The 15,750-nt window shown below is 65.4% G+C and carries 17 protein-coding genes; 7 read left to right on the forward strand and 10 right to left on the reverse strand.

All coding sequences use genetic code 11. The annotated features are described in order from the left end of the window. Positions 1–27 precede the first annotated feature (27 nt). The gene (locus OIE68_RS05415) at positions 28–894 is read right to left on the reverse strand and encodes a helix-turn-helix domain-containing protein (protein WP_327098288.1); all 867 of its coding nucleotides are present in this window, start codon (positions 892–894) and stop codon (positions 28–30) included. Between the two features lie 90 nt (positions 895–984). On the opposite strand from OIE68_RS05415, the gene OIE68_RS05420 reads away from it, so the two are divergent. Together OIE68_RS05420 and OIE68_RS05425 are read left to right on the forward strand one after the other, a co-directional pair. Then, positions 985–1,779 (forward strand): SDR family oxidoreductase, encoded by a 795-nt coding sequence (locus OIE68_RS05420; RefSeq protein ID WP_327098289.1) that lies wholly within the window; start codon positions 985–987, stop codon positions 1,777–1,779. Next, positions 1,776–2,849 (forward strand): diacylglycerol kinase, encoded by a 1,074-nt coding sequence (locus tag OIE68_RS05425; RefSeq protein ID WP_327098290.1) that lies wholly within the window; start codon positions 1,776–1,778, stop codon positions 2,847–2,849. The genes OIE68_RS05420 and OIE68_RS05425 overlap by 4 nt, the downstream gene beginning before the upstream one ends. Positions 2,850–2,942: 93 nt before the next feature. On the opposite strand, the gene OIE68_RS05430 is transcribed toward OIE68_RS05425, so the two are convergent. The 3 genes from OIE68_RS05430 to OIE68_RS05440 all read right to left on the reverse strand — a co-directional run bounded on the left by OIE68_RS05430 (position 2,943) and on the right by OIE68_RS05440 (position 4,921). Next, positions 2,943–3,989: an aminotransferase class V-fold PLP-dependent enzyme gene (locus tag OIE68_RS05430; RefSeq protein WP_040701441.1), complete on the reverse strand. Its 1,047-nt coding sequence runs from the start codon at positions 3,987–3,989 to the stop codon at positions 2,943–2,945. 78 nt (positions 3,990–4,067) lie between these two features. Beyond that, entirely contained in the window at positions 4,068–4,544 is a 477-nt protein-coding gene (locus OIE68_RS05435) for a nuclear transport factor 2 family protein (RefSeq protein ID WP_327098291.1), read from the reverse strand. Between the two features lie 44 nt (positions 4,545–4,588). Continuing rightward, positions 4,589–4,921: a hypothetical protein gene (locus tag OIE68_RS05440; RefSeq protein WP_327098292.1), complete on the reverse strand. Its 333-nt coding sequence runs from the start codon at positions 4,919–4,921 to the stop codon at positions 4,589–4,591. Positions 4,922–5,092: 171 nt separating this feature from the next. Here OIE68_RS05440 and OIE68_RS05445 point away from each other — a divergent pair, with 171 nt between their 5' ends. Next, entirely contained in the window at positions 5,093–5,344 is a 252-nt protein-coding gene (locus OIE68_RS05445) for a three-helix bundle dimerization domain-containing protein (protein ID WP_327098293.1), read from the forward strand. Here the strand turns inward: OIE68_RS05445 and OIE68_RS05450 are convergent. From OIE68_RS05450 to OIE68_RS05470, 5 genes are all read right to left on the reverse strand, one after another. Beyond that, positions 5,341–6,303 (reverse strand): NAD(P)H-dependent flavin oxidoreductase, encoded by a 963-nt coding sequence (locus tag OIE68_RS05450; RefSeq protein WP_327098294.1) that lies wholly within the window; start codon positions 6,301–6,303, stop codon positions 5,341–5,343. The genes OIE68_RS05445 and OIE68_RS05450 overlap by 4 nt on opposite strands. A 72-nt stretch (positions 6,304–6,375) precedes the next feature. Continuing rightward, entirely contained in the window at positions 6,376–7,263 is an 888-nt protein-coding gene (locus OIE68_RS05455; RefSeq protein ID WP_327098295.1) for a VOC family protein, read from the reverse strand. A 7-nt stretch (positions 7,264–7,270) separates the two neighbouring features. After that, positions 7,271–8,275 (reverse strand): ferredoxin--NADP reductase, encoded by a 1,005-nt coding sequence (locus OIE68_RS05460; protein ID WP_327098296.1) that lies wholly within the window; start codon positions 8,273–8,275, stop codon positions 7,271–7,273. A 235-nt stretch (positions 8,276–8,510) separates the two neighbouring features. Further along, the gene (locus tag OIE68_RS05465) at positions 8,511–9,644 is read right to left on the reverse strand and encodes a Rieske 2Fe-2S domain-containing protein (protein WP_327098297.1); all 1,134 of its coding nucleotides are present in this window, start codon (positions 9,642–9,644) and stop codon (positions 8,511–8,513) included. Positions 9,645–9,733: 89 nt separating this feature from the next. Then, positions 9,734–10,210, reverse strand: a complete 477-nt coding sequence (locus tag OIE68_RS05470) for a flavin reductase family protein (RefSeq protein WP_327098298.1) — start codon at positions 10,208–10,210, stop codon at positions 9,734–9,736. A 241-nt stretch (positions 10,211–10,451) separates the two neighbouring features. Between OIE68_RS05470 and OIE68_RS05475 the strand changes: the two genes are divergently transcribed. Continuing rightward, positions 10,452–11,294 (forward strand): IclR family transcriptional regulator, encoded by an 843-nt coding sequence (locus OIE68_RS05475; protein WP_327098299.1) that lies wholly within the window; start codon positions 10,452–10,454, stop codon positions 11,292–11,294. Positions 11,295–11,507: 213 nt separating this feature from the next. Next, positions 11,508–12,653, forward strand: a complete 1,146-nt coding sequence (locus OIE68_RS05480) for an acyl-CoA dehydrogenase family protein (protein ID WP_327098300.1) — start codon at positions 11,508–11,510, stop codon at positions 12,651–12,653. 83 nt (positions 12,654–12,736) lie between these two features. On the opposite strand, the gene hemC is transcribed toward OIE68_RS05480, so the two are convergent. Continuing rightward, entirely contained in the window at positions 12,737–13,666 is a 930-nt protein-coding gene (hemC, locus tag OIE68_RS05485) for a hydroxymethylbilane synthase (RefSeq protein ID WP_327098301.1), read from the reverse strand. A gap of 100 nt (positions 13,667–13,766) precedes the next feature. Between hemC and OIE68_RS05490 the strand changes: the two genes are divergently transcribed. After that, a complete protein-coding gene (locus OIE68_RS05490) occupies positions 13,767–14,399 on the forward strand; it encodes a PadR family transcriptional regulator (RefSeq protein WP_327098302.1) in 633 nt (210 codons plus the stop codon). A gap of 60 nt (positions 14,400–14,459) precedes the next feature. Beyond that, complete coding sequence (locus OIE68_RS05495) at positions 14,460–15,713, forward strand: bifunctional 3,4-dihydroxy-2-butanone-4-phosphate synthase/GTP cyclohydrolase II (RefSeq protein ID WP_327098303.1); 1,254 nt, start codon at positions 14,460–14,462, stop codon at positions 15,711–15,713. The last annotated feature ends 37 nt before the right edge of the window (positions 15,714–15,750 follow it).

Below are 15,750 nucleotides of genomic sequence, written 5' to 3' on the forward strand. Positions count from 1 at the left end.
CAGCAAGCCATTGGACGAGGCAGTAGCTCAGGATGCCAACGCTTCCGTCAATGTCCGCGCGATATCGACTGTGGCGGATATGAATTCGTCGCGTTCGGGTTTGGTGGTCGATGCCCGCAGCGGCCCCGATTGGACTTCGTATGCGGCCGTGCCTTTCGCATCGAAAACCGGTGCGGCGAGGTAACTCAGCGGGAGTTCGGCATCGGAGTCGAGTTCTGCCTTGGTGAATGGCCGCGAGGTGAGAAAGGCGAGGCGGCGCAGCGCCCGGGTACGCAGGTGCGGTTGCACGAGTTCGGTCCCCATCGCGCTCAGTAGGTCGGCGAGGAGTTCGACCGTGCCCGCATCATCGGTGCGTGGGCGGAACAGGGCAACGCCGCGATCGCGCACGAGCGTGAGCAGCCCGCTCGCGACGCGGCGGTCCGAGTCGGGTGCGGTGGCGAGCCAGGTGTTCTGCTCGGCCGCCGAACGCCACGGCATTACGCTCGCCCCCGCCGGAAATTGCATCGGGATGCGATGGCCGACGGGGATGCCGGGGACGACGCGCTCGGGCCCGTGGCGCACATCGAGCACCGTGAGGTGATCGGGCTCGATACGACTCAACGTCGCGCCGTAGCCGGTCCGCACGGTGAGTTCGGCGAGGATATCGCCGAGCGCGTGCGGCAGTGCGGGACCGTGCAGATTCGCCAGCGTCGGACCGAGACCGTATCCGCGGCTCGCGTCGCGGCGCACCCAGCTCGCCGATTCCAGTTCGGCCAAAATCGCCGTCGCGGTCGCGCGGGCGATATCGAGCCGGTCCGCAATGCCCGCGACGCTGATCGGCTCCGGCGTCGCGGCGAGCAGCGACACGATATCGATGACACGGCGGGTCGGCGGGGACGGGGACCGATCGGGCATGTGCAACCCCTTGTGCGGCTCGGCGGGACAGCTCTACGATGACGAATATTACAACAGCATAGCGTCGAATATTCGACAGTTGGAGCGCGCATGATCCTGGACAGATTCCGAATCGACGGACAGGTCGCCGTCGTCACCGGCGCGGGGCGCGGCCTCGGCGCGGCGATCGCGGTGGCCTTCGCGGAGGCGGGCGCGGACGTCGTCATCGCATCCCGCACCAAGAGTCAGCTGGACGAGGTCGCCGAGCAGGTTGCGGCGGTGGGCCGCCAGGCCCACGTGGTGCCCGCGGATCTCAGCGATATCGAGGCGACCGCCGGACTGGCCGCCGCGGCCGTCGAACGTTTCGGGCGGCTCGATATCGTGGTCAACAATGTGGGTGGTGCGCTGCCGTGCCCGCTGCTCGATACCACGCCGGACGCGCTGGTGGAGGCATTCAACTTCAACGTGACCAATGCGCATGCGCTGGTTCGCTCGGCGGTACCGAAGATTCTCGAAACCGCCGGTGGCGGTTCGATTCTCAATATCACCTCGACCATGGGCCGCCTGCCCGGCCGCGCCTTCGTCTCCTACGGAACGGCGAAAGCGGCGCTGGCGCACTACACCCGGTTGGCGGCGATGGATCTGAATCCACGCATCCGGGTGAATGCCATTGCGCCCGGGTCGATTCTGACCTCGGCGCTGGAGATCGTGGCGGGCAATGATGCGATGCGCACCGAGCTGGAGGCCAAGACGCCGCTGCACCGCATCGGCGAACCCGAGGATATCGCCGCTGCCGCACTGTATTTGGTGTCACCTGCCGGAAAGTACGTCACGGGCAAGGTGCTCGAACCCGACGGCGGCCTGATCGCGCCGAATCTCGATCTCCCGCTTCCGGATCTGTCATGAACTACCGCGTAGTCCAATGGGGCACCGGGAATGTCGGTGCACATGCGCTGGCGGGTGTGATCGCGAATCCGGATCTCGAGCTGGTCGGGGTATGGGTATCGGGTCCGAAGAAGGACGGGCTCGATGCGGGAACCATTGCCGGACTCGATGATCCGGTCGGTGTGACCGCGACGACGGATACCGAGGCGATCCTGGCCGCGAAACCCGACTGTGTCGTCTACTGCTCGATGACCGACAATCGACTGCTGGAGGCCGTAGAGGATCTGCGCAGATTGCTCAGCGCGGGCATCAATGTGGTGGCGTGCGCGCCGGTGTTCTTCCAGTATCCGTACGGCGTGCTGCCCGACGAATTGCTGAAGCCGATCCAAGAGGCTGCGGCGCAGGGCAATTCGTCGCTGTGGGTCAATGGCATCGATCCCGGTTTCGCCAATGATCTGCTGCCGCTCGCGCTCGCGGGCACCTGCCTGCGCATCGACCAACTGCGGTGTCTGGAGATCGTCGACTACGCCAGCTACGACAACCGCGAGGTCATGTTCGACATCATGGGCTTCGGCAAACCGCTGGACGAGATCCCGATGTTGTTGCAGCCCGGGGTGTTATCGCTCGCGTGGGGCGGCACCGTGCGCCAGTTGGCGGCGGGCATCGGTGTCACCCTCGACGCCGTCACCCAGACCTACGAGCGCATCCCCGCTCCCGAATCCTTCGATATCGCCACCGGCCATATCGCCGAAGGTACCGCCGCGGCACTGCGTTTCGAGGTTCGCGGCATGGTCGGCGACCAGCCCGTGACGGTCCTCGAGCACGTCACGCGCCTACGTCCCGACCTGTGCCCCGATTGGCCGCAACCCGCTCACCACGAGGGCTCCTATCGCGTCGAGATCATCGGCGAGCCGAGTTACGCCATGGATCTGGTCACTTCGAGCCGCAATGGCGACCACAACCACGCGACCCTGCTGGCGACTGCGATGCGCATCGTCAACGCCGTCCCGGCCGTGGTCCGGGCCCCATCGGGCATCCTTACGGCCCTCGACCTTCCCCTGATCACAGCGCCCGCTACTCGCCCGGCGTAGTTACCCCCGAGGGGACAGCACCCGTCCCGCCTGACCGTCGGCCGGATTCGCACCTCCAGGAGAGGTGCGAATCCCGACAGGGGGTGCCGCTGTTTACTGGGCGAGGGCTACGAGCGCGCGGTCCACGTCGGCGGCGCTGTTGTAGAGGTGGAACGAGAATCGAAGGCCGCCGCCTCGGGCGGAGGTGAGCACGCCGGCCTCCTCCAAACGGGGTGCCGCATCGCCCGCGCCCGACACGGCGACAATCGCCGAATCCGCTGGTACCGACTGGAATCCCAACTCCGCCAGCCCGTTTCGGAATCGGGTGGCGAGTTCGCGGTTATGCGCGCCGATCTTGTCGACGGTCAGCTCTTCGATCAAGGACAGTGCGGAGAGTGCCGCGATGACGCCGAGCCAGTCCGGTGTCGAATCGAAACGCCGGGCGGTGGTCGGCAGCGCGATCGGTTCGTACAGTTCGGCCCAGCGGTCGGCCGCCGCGTACCAGCCTGGGCTGATCGGGCGCAGCCGCGCGGCTGCCTCCGGCGGTGCGGCGAAGAAGGCCACGCTGCGTGCACCGATCAGCCACTTGAATGTCGCGCACACCCAGTAGTCGGCATCGACGAAACGCAATGGCACCCACCCGGCGGCCTGGGTGGCATCGGCGAGGAGTCGAGCGTTGTGCGCCAGGGTGGCCGCGCGCAGCATCGGCAGATCGACGGCTCGACCGTCCTTCGACTGGACCACGCTCACCGCTACCAAGGCGGTCTCGGGCCGGACCTCTTCGGCGATGCGCTCCAACGGCACGAACCGGACGTTCAGATCACCGCGGTGCACGAAAGGCATGGAGACAGAGGAGAATTCGCCTTCAGCGAGCAACACCTCCGCCCCCGACGGCAGTGCGGAGACCACCGGCGCGATCAATCCGGCGACGGTGCCGCCCAGCGCGATATCGTCGGCCGAAGCGCCCGCGAGCAGTCGTGCGAATCCGGCCCGCAATTCGGGTACCAGGTAGTCCCGCGTGGTCGGTGCGGCACGGCCCGCCGCCCAGAGCGCGTTGAACTCCTGCAATGCCGCCAATGTCCGCGCGGCGGGCAACCCGTGGGAAGCGGTGTTCAGGTAGGCGGTCTCGGTCGTGAATTCAGCAGGCGCGAGGGAGGACATGCTCCCACCCTCCGCCGCCACTGCTGCTCCGGTCGAGTGCCACCCGGAAGATAGTGGCCTCAAATCCGGCAAGCTGTCCTATTTCTGTGTCGCCCACATGTTCGTCAGCAGTTGGTAGCTGGGGGTGTCGGCGAGGGCCTGCATCGATTCGTAGATGCGTTGGTAACTGGTCGAGGTGATACGCCAGTGGCCGTCCGGATCGAGTCGGTAGGTGTCGGAATAGTAGCCTGCGCCGCGGATGAGGACGCCGTATTCGGTGGCGATCACGGTATCCTCGAAAGCCCATGAGCCCGTGGCCGTTTCGCCGTCTACGGTGATCTCCGGATGGTTCGCGATATGGGTGGTGACCACGGAGGGGCCGAGGTTCTCGCGCATGAATGCGGTGATGGCGTCGCGACCGTCGAGGGTCAGCGGTTCACCGAGGGCGTGGGTGCCGTAGCGACCGGCGACGTCGACGGCGAGGGTATCCCCGAAGTCGTCCCATTGTTTGAGATCGAGGGTCCGGAAGTAGCGGTACTTGAGCTGGCGGACGGCTTCGATCGCGGCGAGATCCATCCGTTCAGCTTGGCATTTGCCGGGGCGTCAGACAAGAACCTGTTCTACTTTCTTCCGGTCGCCGCGGCGTGGTTCGCCAACGCCTCGAGTACGTCGACCCGGCTCGCGGGCACCTCGATGTCCATCGCGATGGCATCCGGGCCTGCCGTGGCGAAATCGAAGTCGAAGAATCCGCAGCAGGAGCTCTCGCGGGCGGCGAGGTCGCGGGCCGTGTCTTCGTGCGTTGCGGCCAGTTCCAGCCGCAGACGGGTAGGCGCGATCCGTTCGATCCGACGCAGCGCGGCCGCGAAGAGATCGGTGAATTCGGCCACGCGCAATGGCTGCTCCGCCGTTGGTAAGGTGCAGGCATCGGGCACCCAGAGCAGGTTTTCGCTCATTCCGGCCACCTTCGTGGGGGTGTTGGCATATATCGAAAGGGTAGTGCAAGATTCTGGGGTTCGGCCATGGGCGTATCCGGGGTGTCGCCGTCGACCCATCGGGTACTCGATCGAGTGGACACGGTTTCGCCCGCATCCTTTGCACTGGAAGTTTCCGACCAGGAGTCCGCAATGACCGAAGGTCCTGTTACGCACCCGCCCCTCCACGAACCATCCCTCGATCAACAGTTCGCGCTGAAGGCCGCCGCGCGCCGTCTGGAGCGCGAATTCGACAGCACCCGCGACGAAGCCATCGAACGGTGGCTGTACTCCGCTTACGACTACCTCGCGGATCACGCCACCATCAACAACTTCCTGCCGCTACTCGCCGAGCGCTATACCCGTGAACTGCTCCGCGCCATGGCCGAGGAACACGCCGACTAGTCGCATCGCGCCGCGGCTCGCCGCAATACCTGTTCCGCGTCGGTGCTGATGCGCCGCACCAGATCAGCGGCGGATTCGAGACTGCCGATGAGGTCGACATTCTCGCCCGCCCAGATCGGCGCACAGTCGAGATCACCCTGCTCGGCCGCCGCCCGATAGCGTTGCCGGGCAAGGGGATCGGCCGCGAGTTCGGTCTCCCGTCCGGCCCATTCGTCGAGGAATCGGTTGCGCAGGGTGCGGGCGGTGTACTCGGCGGGCCACGGGGATTCGCGGGCGATATCGACGATGCGGTTGCGTTCGGTATCGCCGCCGCGTGCATCGATGATGGCCTTGGCTTCTTCGGCCGAGAGCAACGATTCGTGTGTCGCCTCGAAGCGAGTGCCGATCAACGCGCCCGCCGCACCGAGCACGAGTGCGGCGGCGAGTCCGCGTCCATCGGCGATGCCCCCCGCGGCGAGCACCGGCGTACCCGCCGCCAGATCGACGACCGCGGGTACGAAGGGCAGCGTCGCCCGCCCGCCGCCGTGCCCGCCCGCCTCCGCGCCCTGCGCGATCAGCACATCGGCCCCGGCTTCCAGGGCACGGGCCGCCTCGTCCGTGGTAGTGACCTGGACCAGCAGCGGAATCCCGGATTCCCGAATCACGCCGGCAAACGGGGTGGGATCGCCGAAGGACAGCAGGATCGCGTGCGGTCGGCGCTGCACCGTCCTTCGCACGGTAGCGAGATCGATGGCCCAGCTCAACAGGCCGATGCCCCAAGGCTTTTCGGTGCGAGCGGTGAGCAACGCACATTCCTGATCGAGTAGCTGCTCGTCACCGCCGCCGCCACCGATCAGGCCGAGTCCACCGGCCTCGGAGACCGCCGCGGCCAGTGCACCGCCCGCGACGCCGCCCATCGGTGCGAGCACTACGGGATGCTCGATGTCGAACAGGTCGGTGAACTCGGTGCGCAGTGCCATCGGAAAACCCCTTCCGTCGCTATCGACGATAGTCAAGGGGTATCAGGCCGCCGGTCGCCGCCCGTGATCTTTTCAGCCCCGATCCCAGTCGTGACCCCAATAGCTATCGGCGGTCATTTCCTCCGCGGTGTAGGTGTTCTCATCCACCAGCACGCCTTCGGTGCCGAATTCGAGATCCCAGCCGCCGGGTGTGCGGACATAGAAGGAGATCATTTTGTCGTTGGTATGGCGGCCCATCGTCGAGGACAGGTGATATCCGGCCTTGTTCACCCGGTCGAGCGCACGGCCGACATCGTCGAGACTGTCGACCTCGACCATGACGTGCACCAGCCCCGGGCCCTCCTGACCGCCGGAGGGGATCAGCGCCAAGCTGTGGTGGCGCTGATTCACACCGAGGAAGCGGATACGCACCGGGCCGTATTCGGGCGGTGCGGTCAGCCGGAACGCACCGCGCGGCAGGAACCCGAGGACGTCGGTATAGAAGTGGAAGGCGCCGTCGAGATCGGGCACCGGCAGCACCGCGTGGCCGAGGCCGAGTCCCGTAGTGACGAAACGGTTTCCATACTTGCCGACGACCGGACTGTGGTCCAGGACCGGTCCGTGGAAGATTTCGACGGTGGTGCCCGCCGGATCGCGGAAGGTGATCGCCTCCTCCACACTGCGGGCATCCGCCTCGGCCACGGTGAGCGCGGTGACTTCGATTCCGGCCTGCTCAACAACTTCTCGTGCCGCGGCGAGTGCGCGATGGTCGCGGACCTCCCATCCGATGGCGAGCACCTTGTCGGTTTCGCCCGGCACCAGGACCAATCGTGCGACGTGCTCATCCATGCGCAGATAGATGGCGTCCGGATCCGGCCCGGTGCCCTCGGCGAAACCGATCACATCGAAGGCGAAGGTGCGCCAGGCATCCGGGTCGCTGACCGCGACCCGCACGTAACCGAGCGAGCTGATGATTGCCATATTCTCCTCATTCATAGGTGACCCGGACCGCATCGGTGACCGGAACCGCCTGGCAGGCAAGTACATAGCCGTCCGCCAGGTCTTCACGTTCCAGAACTTCGTTACGCAGCATTTTCACTTCGCCGTCGACTACCCGACAGACACAGGCGCTGCAGGCGCCTTCGCGGCAGGAGTACGGAGCTTCCATACCGCGCGCGAGCAGCACGTCGAGCAGTACGGTATTGCGCGGCCAGGAGAATTCGTCCGTGGTGCCGTCGAGCTCGACCTCGAGGATGGCAGCGTCGTCGGTGTCTTCGACCTCGGTTTCGGCGAAAGGATCACCGGACAGCGAGATGAACTTCTCGACGTGCACCCGGTCCATGCCCAGGCGGTCGGCGGCTGTGACGACAGCGTCCATGAAAGGTGCTGGGCCGCAGACGAATAGCTGGCGCTCGAGCCACGGTGCGAGCAAAGTGGTCAGTGTGGGCATCGACGGCAAGCCCTGCACAGACTCCAACCAATGCAGCACAACGAGCCGGTTCGGGTGCTCGGCGGTCAATGACTTCAGTTCATCGGCGAAGATCACCGAGTTCTCGTCACGATTGGCGTAGATCAGCGTGCACCGGCCGCTGCCCAGCGCCAGTACCGATTTCAGGATGGACAGCATCGGCGTTATCCCGCTGCCCGCAGCCAATAGCAGCAGATCTTCGTCGAGCGAATCGGGTGTGAAAATGCCTGCGGGCGGCAAGCTGTCGATTTTCATGCCAGGAACAGCGTTATCGCACAGCCAGTTCGAGGCGTACCCACCCGATGTCCGCTTGACGGTGACCTCGAGTCGGCCCTCGTGCGGTGCACTGGACAGCGAGTACGAGCGTGCCACCGAACCGGTTCGTTCGCTGGGGATGCGCAGTGTCAGAAACTGGCCGGGCCGACAGGAAAGTCGACGCTCCGGTTCGGCGACAAGCTCCAGCGAGACCGCATCTCGTGTTTCGGAAGTTACTCGAACAACTCGAAGCGTTACCGCCGCACTCACAGCAGATCCCCATCACGGGTACTCAACCCGACTTCTCCCGCACTGACGGCCTTTTCGATGCTGTCGCGCAATGCCGCACACCCGCGCACGGGACCGCCGTCGTTACATGCGAACTCGGCACAGTGCGCGCGAGCGACGGAGCTCCACTGCACGCTGGTGTGCGCGGAACTGAATTTGACCACCGACACCTGATTCCGGCAGGTATGGCAGGTGATGCAATCCATTACAGATCCGTTCAGGCGTCCGCGCGTTGCGCGGCCAGATTATCGGCGACCTCGGCCTCCCACGCCGTGACGGCGCGGGTGGTGTCGACCTCGAATTCGAAGCGGTCGGTCATCTTCGATTCCACCTCGGCGATATCGGTGTAGAACTGCTCGTACCAGCGCCGCAGCTGGTAGACCGGCCCGTCCTCCTCGCACAGCAGCGGATTGTCGATGCGGGTCTTGCGTTCCCAGATCGCCACATCCTGCTCGAAACCGCGCCCGAGTCCATTGGCGAAACGTACCGCCATCGCATCGGCATCTTCCGGTGACAGGCCGGGCAGCTTCTTGACGATCGCGCCGTACTGCAGCACGAATTTGGTGGGCGAAACCGGGTAGTGGCAGTTGATGAGGACGGATTCGACCGTCTGCCCGCTGGATTCGTTGACGAGGTAATCGATCATGTAGGAGGGTCCGTAATAGTGCGCCTCCGAACGCAGCGTGTTCTCCGCGCCCGCCTCCTTGGCCAATTCGCCCTGCACATCCGCGCGTCCGATCGAGGTCATGTATTGACTGGCGATATGGCCCTCGAAGACATTCTTGAAGTAGGTTGGAAAGGCGAAGTGCACGTAGAAGAAATGCGCCATATCCACGACATTGTCGATGACTTCGCGGCAGTTCGCGCCCTCGATGGTGATCTGGTTCCAGGTCCAGTCGCTCCACTCATCACCGAACACACCCTCGATGCGGGGGATCGTGATATCCGCGGGCGGCGGATTGCCTTCGGGATCGTTCCAGATGAACAGCTGCCGGTTCTGCTCCAACGTGATCCACGATTTGGTGCGGGCCAGCGGTGGTACGCGGCGCGCGTAAGGGATTGCGGCACAACGGCCATTGCCCCGCCAGCGCCAATCGTGGAACGGGCAGGCGATGGTGTCGCCCTTGATAATGCCGTCGCCGAGGTTGCCACCCATATGTCGGCAATAGGCATCGAGCACATTGAGGGTGCCGTCCGCGCTCGCGAAAACCACCAGTTCGGTGCCGAAGATTTCGATGGTGTGCGGTTTGCCGTCGCGGAAGTTGTCGGCGAGGCCGACGCAGTGCCAACCCCGGGCATATCGGGTGGGCGGGGTGCCGGTGTCGATCACGCGCACCTGATCGTCGGTCATGGTTCCTCCACGTTCGTCGGGCTGTCGTTTCGATGGTTCGGCGCGGCGATGGACGCGCAAAGGTGTGGTCTCACTGGCCGGGAGACGGCTCAGGCAGTGGTAAGGCGCTCGAATCCGGAGCGGTAGAACAGCAGCGGATCGGCCTCGCGACCCGCGCCGAGTGCGGTGACATGACCGATGACGATGGTGTGATCGCCGCCGTCCAGCTCTCCGCCGAGCTCGCAATCGATCCACGCGATGGATCCGTCGAGTAGCGGCGAACCGTTGGGGGAGCGGGTCCAGTCGAGTCCGTCGAATTTGTCGGGTCCGCTGCGGCCGAGCTGTTTGCACACCTGCTCCTGATCGGCGGCGAGCACGTTCACGCAGAACTTGCTCGCCGCGCGGATCCGCGGCCAGGTGGTGGAGGTCCGGGCCGGGAACAATGCCACGGCAGGCGGATCCAGCGATAGTGCGGAGAAGGACTGGCAGGCGAACCCGATGGGTTGCGCGCCGTCCAGGGCGGTGATCGCGGTGACTCCGGTGGCGAATCGGCCGAGGACGGCCTTGAAGTCGAGCACGACGGCCATGGCGCTCCTAGTTTCTACTAGAAATATTCCGTTTCGCCATGAAGGTAAGCGGCGCGCGCAGTGGGCTGTCAATGCTCGGTTCCGGCTACCGAGAAGATCCGTAGCGATCTCCGTAGTTTCCGCGATTCGACGTCGTCCGCGTGACGGCACTGTGATTGGGGACACAAGCGGGTATGCCGAAAACGGACATGCCTAATCGAAATACTTCTAAGCTGTATGAGCTACACAATGGAGGTGCGCCATGACGGTCGAGGTGCTGACCGGTCCGGGATCCGACGAGCTGTTATCGGGTCCGGGTCGTCCGACCACCCGGCCCGCGCAGCCGCCGGTTTCCATGATCGAGCGAATGACGCTGATCCTAGACGCTTTCGACGGTTCGACACCGACTCTGACGCTGCTCGGATTGGCCGAGCGAACCGGCCTGCCGCGGTCTACAGTGCACCGCATCCTGGACCAGATGATCCGGCTGCGCTGGTTGGCGCACGCACCCGGCGGCTACCGCCTCGGCATGCGTCCGCTGGAACTCGGCGGACTCGCCGCCGACCACAATGAGATTCGCGATGTGGTGAGTCCGCTGCTGCACGAGCTGTGTCAGCGGACCGGCATGGTGGGCCACCTCGGCGTGCTCGATGGACGCGAGGTGCTGTACCTGGACAAGGCCGGTGGCCGCTACACCGCGAGCATCCCGACCCGCCTCGGCGGCCGGATGCCCGCGCATTGCACAGCCCTCGGCAAGGCGATGCTGGCCTCGCTGGAGCCGAGCATTATCGAGACCTCCTTCCGGGACCGGTTGCCGCAATTGACGCCGCGGACCATTTGCGACCGGGCGGAACTGCACCGCGAGTTGGCGCGGATCCGGCATCGGCAGGGAATTGCCGTGGACATCGAGGAGTCGGTGACCGGGATCTCCTGCGTCGCGGTGCCGATTCGCGGGCGCGGAGCAGCCATCGGCGCACTCTCGCTGTCCGGTCAAGTCGGCGGGGATCGAACGGCGTTGGATACCGCGCGTTTGGCGCGGGTGCTCGTCGAGGTTGCGCACGAGGCGGGCCGGGCGCTGTTTCCGCGCCACGCTCGGTGGCGGTGATTCGGGTCTGTGGCGTCGTGGTCGGGGCGAGACATCTCGGCTGTGGTCGCGTCAACCGAGTTGTCCGAACGGACGCGGCGCACCATTTAGCTCGCTGCGCGTGAAGTGCCGGTAAGTCAGTGCGTGGCCCGGCGAAATTGTGCGCGCGACCTGCCTGCGTGTGGTGTGGTGCTCGGCTAGCGTCGGGGGTGGGACCTCATTGAGGAGGGCGATGTGATCTACAGCGATGAGCATCAGGAGTTCCGGGCACTGGTTCGGCGGTATGTCGAGCAGAAAATCAATCCACGCGTCGACGAGTGGGAACGGGCCGAGTGGATGCCGCTGCACGAGATCTTCGCCGATATGGCGAAGCTCGGGATGCTGGGGCTGGAATACGATCCGGCCTACGGCGGCCAGGGTGCGGACCATCTGTTCACGGTTGTGCTGTGCCAGGAGCTCGGGCGGGTCGCCCACGGCTCGTTCCCGATGGCGCTCGGGGTGCAGGTCGCGATGGCGACGCCGTCGCTGCACGCGCACGGCAGCGAAGAACTCAAACAGGAGTATCTCGCGCCCGCTATGCGCGGCGAAATGGTCTGTGGTGTAGCGGTTACCGAACCGGAAGCGGGTTCGGATGTGGCGGGGATTCGCACGCACGCCCGGCGCGACGGTGACGACTGGGTGATCAACGGCTCGAAGATGTTCATTACCAATGCCGTTCAGGCCGACTGGCTCTGCACCTTGGTGCGCACCTCCGACGAGGGCGGCTACCGCGGCATGAGCCAGATCATCATCCCCACCAGCACCCCGGGCTTCCGGGTCGACCGCAAACTCGACAAGCTCGGTATGCGCGCCTCCGACACCGGCCTGCTCACCTTCGACAATGTCCGAGTTCCGGTGCGCAACACCATCGGTGAAATCGGCCGCGGCTTCCAGCAGCAGATGTCGCAATTCGTGATGGAGCGCATGTTCGCCTCCTACAGCGTCCCCATCACCTGCGCCATCGAACTCGAGGCCACCCGCGACTACGCCCGCGACCGAAAGCTGTTCGGCCACCCGCTCAGCGCGAACCAATACCTGCAATACACCTACGCCGAACTCGCGGCCCGCGTCGACATGCTCCGCGTCTACACCGAGTCCACCGCCCAGTCCTACATGGCAGGCACCGATGTGACTCGGATGGCCACGATCTCCAAACTGGAGGCCGCCCGCCTCGGCCGACAGGTCGCCGACTGGTGCCTACAGGTGCACGGCGGCATGGGGTACATGGAAGAAACCTGGACCTCCCGCGCCTACCGCGACAGCCGCCTGCTCAGCATCGGCGGCGGTGCCGACGAAGTCATGCTCCGCGTGCTGTCCATGATGGACGGCTTCACCGACTGAACGAGCCACTGCCGTCGCACAACCTCTGCCTTATGCGAGACAGCCGGTCGATATGCGACAGCGCCGATGTCGTGGCTTGGGCCTCAGTGCGGGATCGAGTCGATGATCGCGCGTGCGCCTTGGCGCAGAAGGTCCGCGCCGACGAAGAAGCCGAGGGCGCTCGGGTCCTCCGGGACGCCCCAGTGTTTGGCGTCCAACCACTGGCTGCCGTCGAGGTTGAAGACCTTGCCGTGCAGAGTGAGTCGTCCGGTGGGGTCGGTCGTCGCGTGTCCGGCGATCGGGGAGTTGCAGTGGCCCTGCAGTGCGTGCAGCATTGCCCGCTCGGCATCCGCGTGACGGTGGGTGGCCGGATCGTCCAGGCGCGCACCGAGATCGAGTAGTTGGGTGTCGTCGTGGCGGCACTGCAGTGCGATCACGCCGGCCCCGATCGGCGGGCACATGGTGTCCAGGTCGAGGGTTTCGGTGATCCGGTGCGCCTGGTCGACGCGGTGCAGGCCGGATACGGCCGCGATCAGCACATCGATATGGCCTTCTTCGAGGCGCGCCAATCGGGTATTGACGTTGCCGCGCAACGGTTTCACCGCAAGATGCGGATAGTGCAGCCGCAGCTGTGCGGTCCGGCGCACCGAGCTGGTGCCGACGACCGTGCCCTCGGGGAGATCCGCGAGTGGTGCACCGGTGCGCGTGATCACCGCATCGTGCACGTCCTCGCGCGGCAGATAACCGGCGAAGGCGAGCCCTTCCGGCACCGGAATATCCCCGGGAATGTCCTTGAGGCAATGCACCGCCAGATCGGCCTCGTCATCGAGCAGGGCTCGATCGATCTCCTTGACGAAGGCGCCCTTACCCCCGAGCTTCGACAGGTCGCCCATCCACCGATCGCCCGCCGTGGTTACCTTGACCAGCTCGCTCTCGACGCCGAGCCCGGCCAGCAATCCGGCGACCTGCTCGGCCTGGGCCAGGGCCATCGGGCTGGAGCGGGTGCCGATCCGAATAACGCGCGTACGCGACATGCGGCGAGACTACTCCCGGCGCTCGCGCCCCGATCACCGGGGCGTGTCCCGCTCAGCGGGACTTTGCACCCGAAATATGCCTAAGCGGTATAGTCCTATCGTGACCGAAGCGAAGTCTCCGGCGAGCGCCGAAGTTCCCGACCTGCCGACGACGAGTTGGGCCGTGCTCGGCATGCTCTCGCACGCCGACGAACTCTCCGGCTACGACCTGAAGAAATGGGCCGACTGGAGCCTCCAATTCTTCTATTGGAGCCCATCGTTCAGCCAGATCTACGCCGAGCTCAAACGCCTCGAGAAACACGGTTACGCCACCTCGCGCACGGTGCTGCAGGACGACGGCGTGCGCGGCAAGCGCATGTACGCCATTACCGCGAGCGGTCGCACGGCGGCGGCGCAGTGGGTGAACCACGCACCGGTGGAGGCGCCGGTGCTCAAGCACAGTGTCATGTTGCGCGCCTGGCTGGGGCATCTCGCCGAACCGGACCGATTGCGCGAAATCCTCTCCGAGCACATCGGATATGCGGAGCGGATGCGCAAACTCGCCGAGGTCGATGCCGAGGGCGCCGACGAGAATCCGGATTGGGCCTATCCGGGCGCGGTATTACGTTGGTGCATACGGCATTACGAGGCCGAGCGTGATTTCGCCGAGGCCCTGCTCGCCGACGTGGATAAACTCGCGACGAAGACCGCTCCGAAGAAGTCCGCGAAGGGCAAGGGACGCCGCGCTTCCTGATCCCGCTCACTGAGCGGGATGGCGCTTGCTATGACTAATAGAAATACTTCTACTAGTCATATGCGCACCGAATTCGCACAGCAGCGTTCGCTGGACACGATCGAGACGGCGCTCGCCGCCCTCGCCGCGGGCGGCATGGTCGTGGTGGTCGACGATGAAGATCGCGAGAACGAGGGCGATCTGGTCCTCGCCGCCGCACTGGCGACGCCCGAAGCCATCGCCTTCATGGTCCGCCACACCAGCGGCGTGCTGTGCGCACCGCTGCCCGGCGCGGATCTGGATCGGCTCCAGCTGCCGCCCATGACACCGATCAACGAGGACCCCAAGGGGACCGCGTATACGGTGTCGGTGGATGCGGCTTCCGGTGTGACGACCGGGATTTCGGCCGCCGACCGCGCCCACACCGTGCGCACGCTGGCGGATCCCCGCACCACGCCGGACGAGCTGACCAGACCCGGCCACGTCTTCCCGCTGCGCGCGCATCCCAGCGGTGTGCTCGGCCGTGCGGGCCACACCGAGGCCGCTGTCGACCTGACCCGGCTGGCCGGATTGCGACCGGCGGGTGTGATTGCCGAAGTCGTGAACGACGACGGCTCGATGGCCCGTCTGCCGCAATTGCTCGACTTCGCCGAAACCCATGCACTGCCGATCATTTCGATCGCCGATCTGATCGCTTACCGCCGCCGGGCCGAACCCACCCTGACCAGGGTCGTGCAGACCCGCTTGCCGACTCGATACGGCGAATTCCGCCTCATCGGCTACTGCGACGAGATCTCCGGAACCGAAACCCTCGCAATGGTTTTCGGCGAACCGAGTAGCGAATCCGTATTGGTGCGGCTGCATTCGGAATGCCTCACCGGTGACGCCCTCGGCTCGCTGCGCTGCGATTGTGGCGACCAACTCGACGCAGCGTTGCGTGCGATCGCCGAGGAGGGCAGTGGCGTGGTGGTCTATCTGCGCGGACAGGAGGGGCGGGGCATCGGATTGTTGAACAAGTTGCGGGCGTACGAATTACAGGATCGCGGCGCCGATACGGTCGAAGCGAATCTCGCACTCGGGTTGCCGGTCGATGCCCGTGGGTATGCGGCGGGTGCGCAGGTGTTCGCCGATCTGGGCATTCGGTCGGTTCGGCTGCTCAGCAACAACCCGGCCAAACAGGCGGGCCTGGAACACTACGGGGTAACGGTGGTGCGGCGGCTGCCGCTGCAGGCGACGCCGACCGAACACAATATCCGCTACCTGCGCGCCAAGCGCGATCGGATGGATCATCAACTCTCGGGTGTGGACGCCGAGCAGGCAAGGGCCACCTCGTAGCCGACCCTTTCGAGCGACCTGCAAGCAGTCGCTGGCG

This window comes from Nocardia vinacea, assembly GCF_035920345.1.
GTDB classification, from domain to species: domain Bacteria; phylum Actinomycetota; class Actinomycetes; order Mycobacteriales; family Mycobacteriaceae; genus Nocardia; species Nocardia vinacea_A.

Excerpts from the sequence above, each read along its gene's own strand:
- OIE68_RS05475 (WP_327098299.1), top strand. The coding sequence starts at position 10,452 with ATGACGGTCGAGGTGCTGACCGGTCCGGGATCCGACGAGCTGTTATCG.
- OIE68_RS05470 (WP_327098298.1), bottom strand. The coding sequence starts at position 10,210 with ATGGCCGTCGTGCTCGACTTCAAGGCCGTCCTCGGCCGATTCGCCACC.
- OIE68_RS05495 (WP_327098303.1), top strand. The coding sequence starts at position 14,460 with ATGCGCACCGAATTCGCACAGCAGCGTTCGCTGGACACGATCGAGACG.
- OIE68_RS05435 (WP_327098291.1), bottom strand. The coding sequence starts at position 4,544 with ATGGATCTCGCCGCGATCGAAGCCGTCCGCCAGCTCAAGTACCGCTAC.
- OIE68_RS05440 (WP_327098292.1), bottom strand. The coding sequence starts at position 4,921 with ATGAGCGAAAACCTGCTCTGGGTGCCCGATGCCTGCACCTTACCAACG.
- OIE68_RS05430 (WP_040701441.1), bottom strand. The coding sequence starts at position 3,989 with ATGTCCTCCCTCGCGCCTGCTGAATTCACGACCGAGACCGCCTACCTG.
- OIE68_RS05465 (WP_327098297.1), bottom strand. The coding sequence starts at position 9,644 with ATGACCGACGATCAGGTGCGCGTGATCGACACCGGCACCCCGCCCACC.
- OIE68_RS05420 (WP_327098289.1), top strand. The coding sequence starts at position 985 with ATGATCCTGGACAGATTCCGAATCGACGGACAGGTCGCCGTCGTCACC.
- OIE68_RS05425 (WP_327098290.1), top strand. The coding sequence starts at position 1,776 with ATGAACTACCGCGTAGTCCAATGGGGCACCGGGAATGTCGGTGCACAT.
- OIE68_RS05445 (WP_327098293.1), top strand. The coding sequence starts at position 5,093 with ATGACCGAAGGTCCTGTTACGCACCCGCCCCTCCACGAACCATCCCTC.
- hemC (WP_327098301.1), bottom strand. The coding sequence starts at position 13,666 with ATGTCGCGTACGCGCGTTATTCGGATCGGCACCCGCTCCAGCCCGATG.
- OIE68_RS05450 (WP_327098294.1), bottom strand. The coding sequence starts at position 6,303 with ATGGCACTGCGCACCGAGTTCACCGACCTGTTCGACATCGAGCATCCC.
- OIE68_RS05415 (WP_327098288.1), bottom strand. The coding sequence starts at position 894 with ATGCCCGATCGGTCCCCGTCCCCGCCGACCCGCCGTGTCATCGATATC.
- OIE68_RS05455 (WP_327098295.1), bottom strand. The coding sequence starts at position 7,263 with ATGGCAATCATCAGCTCGCTCGGTTACGTGCGGGTCGCGGTCAGCGAC.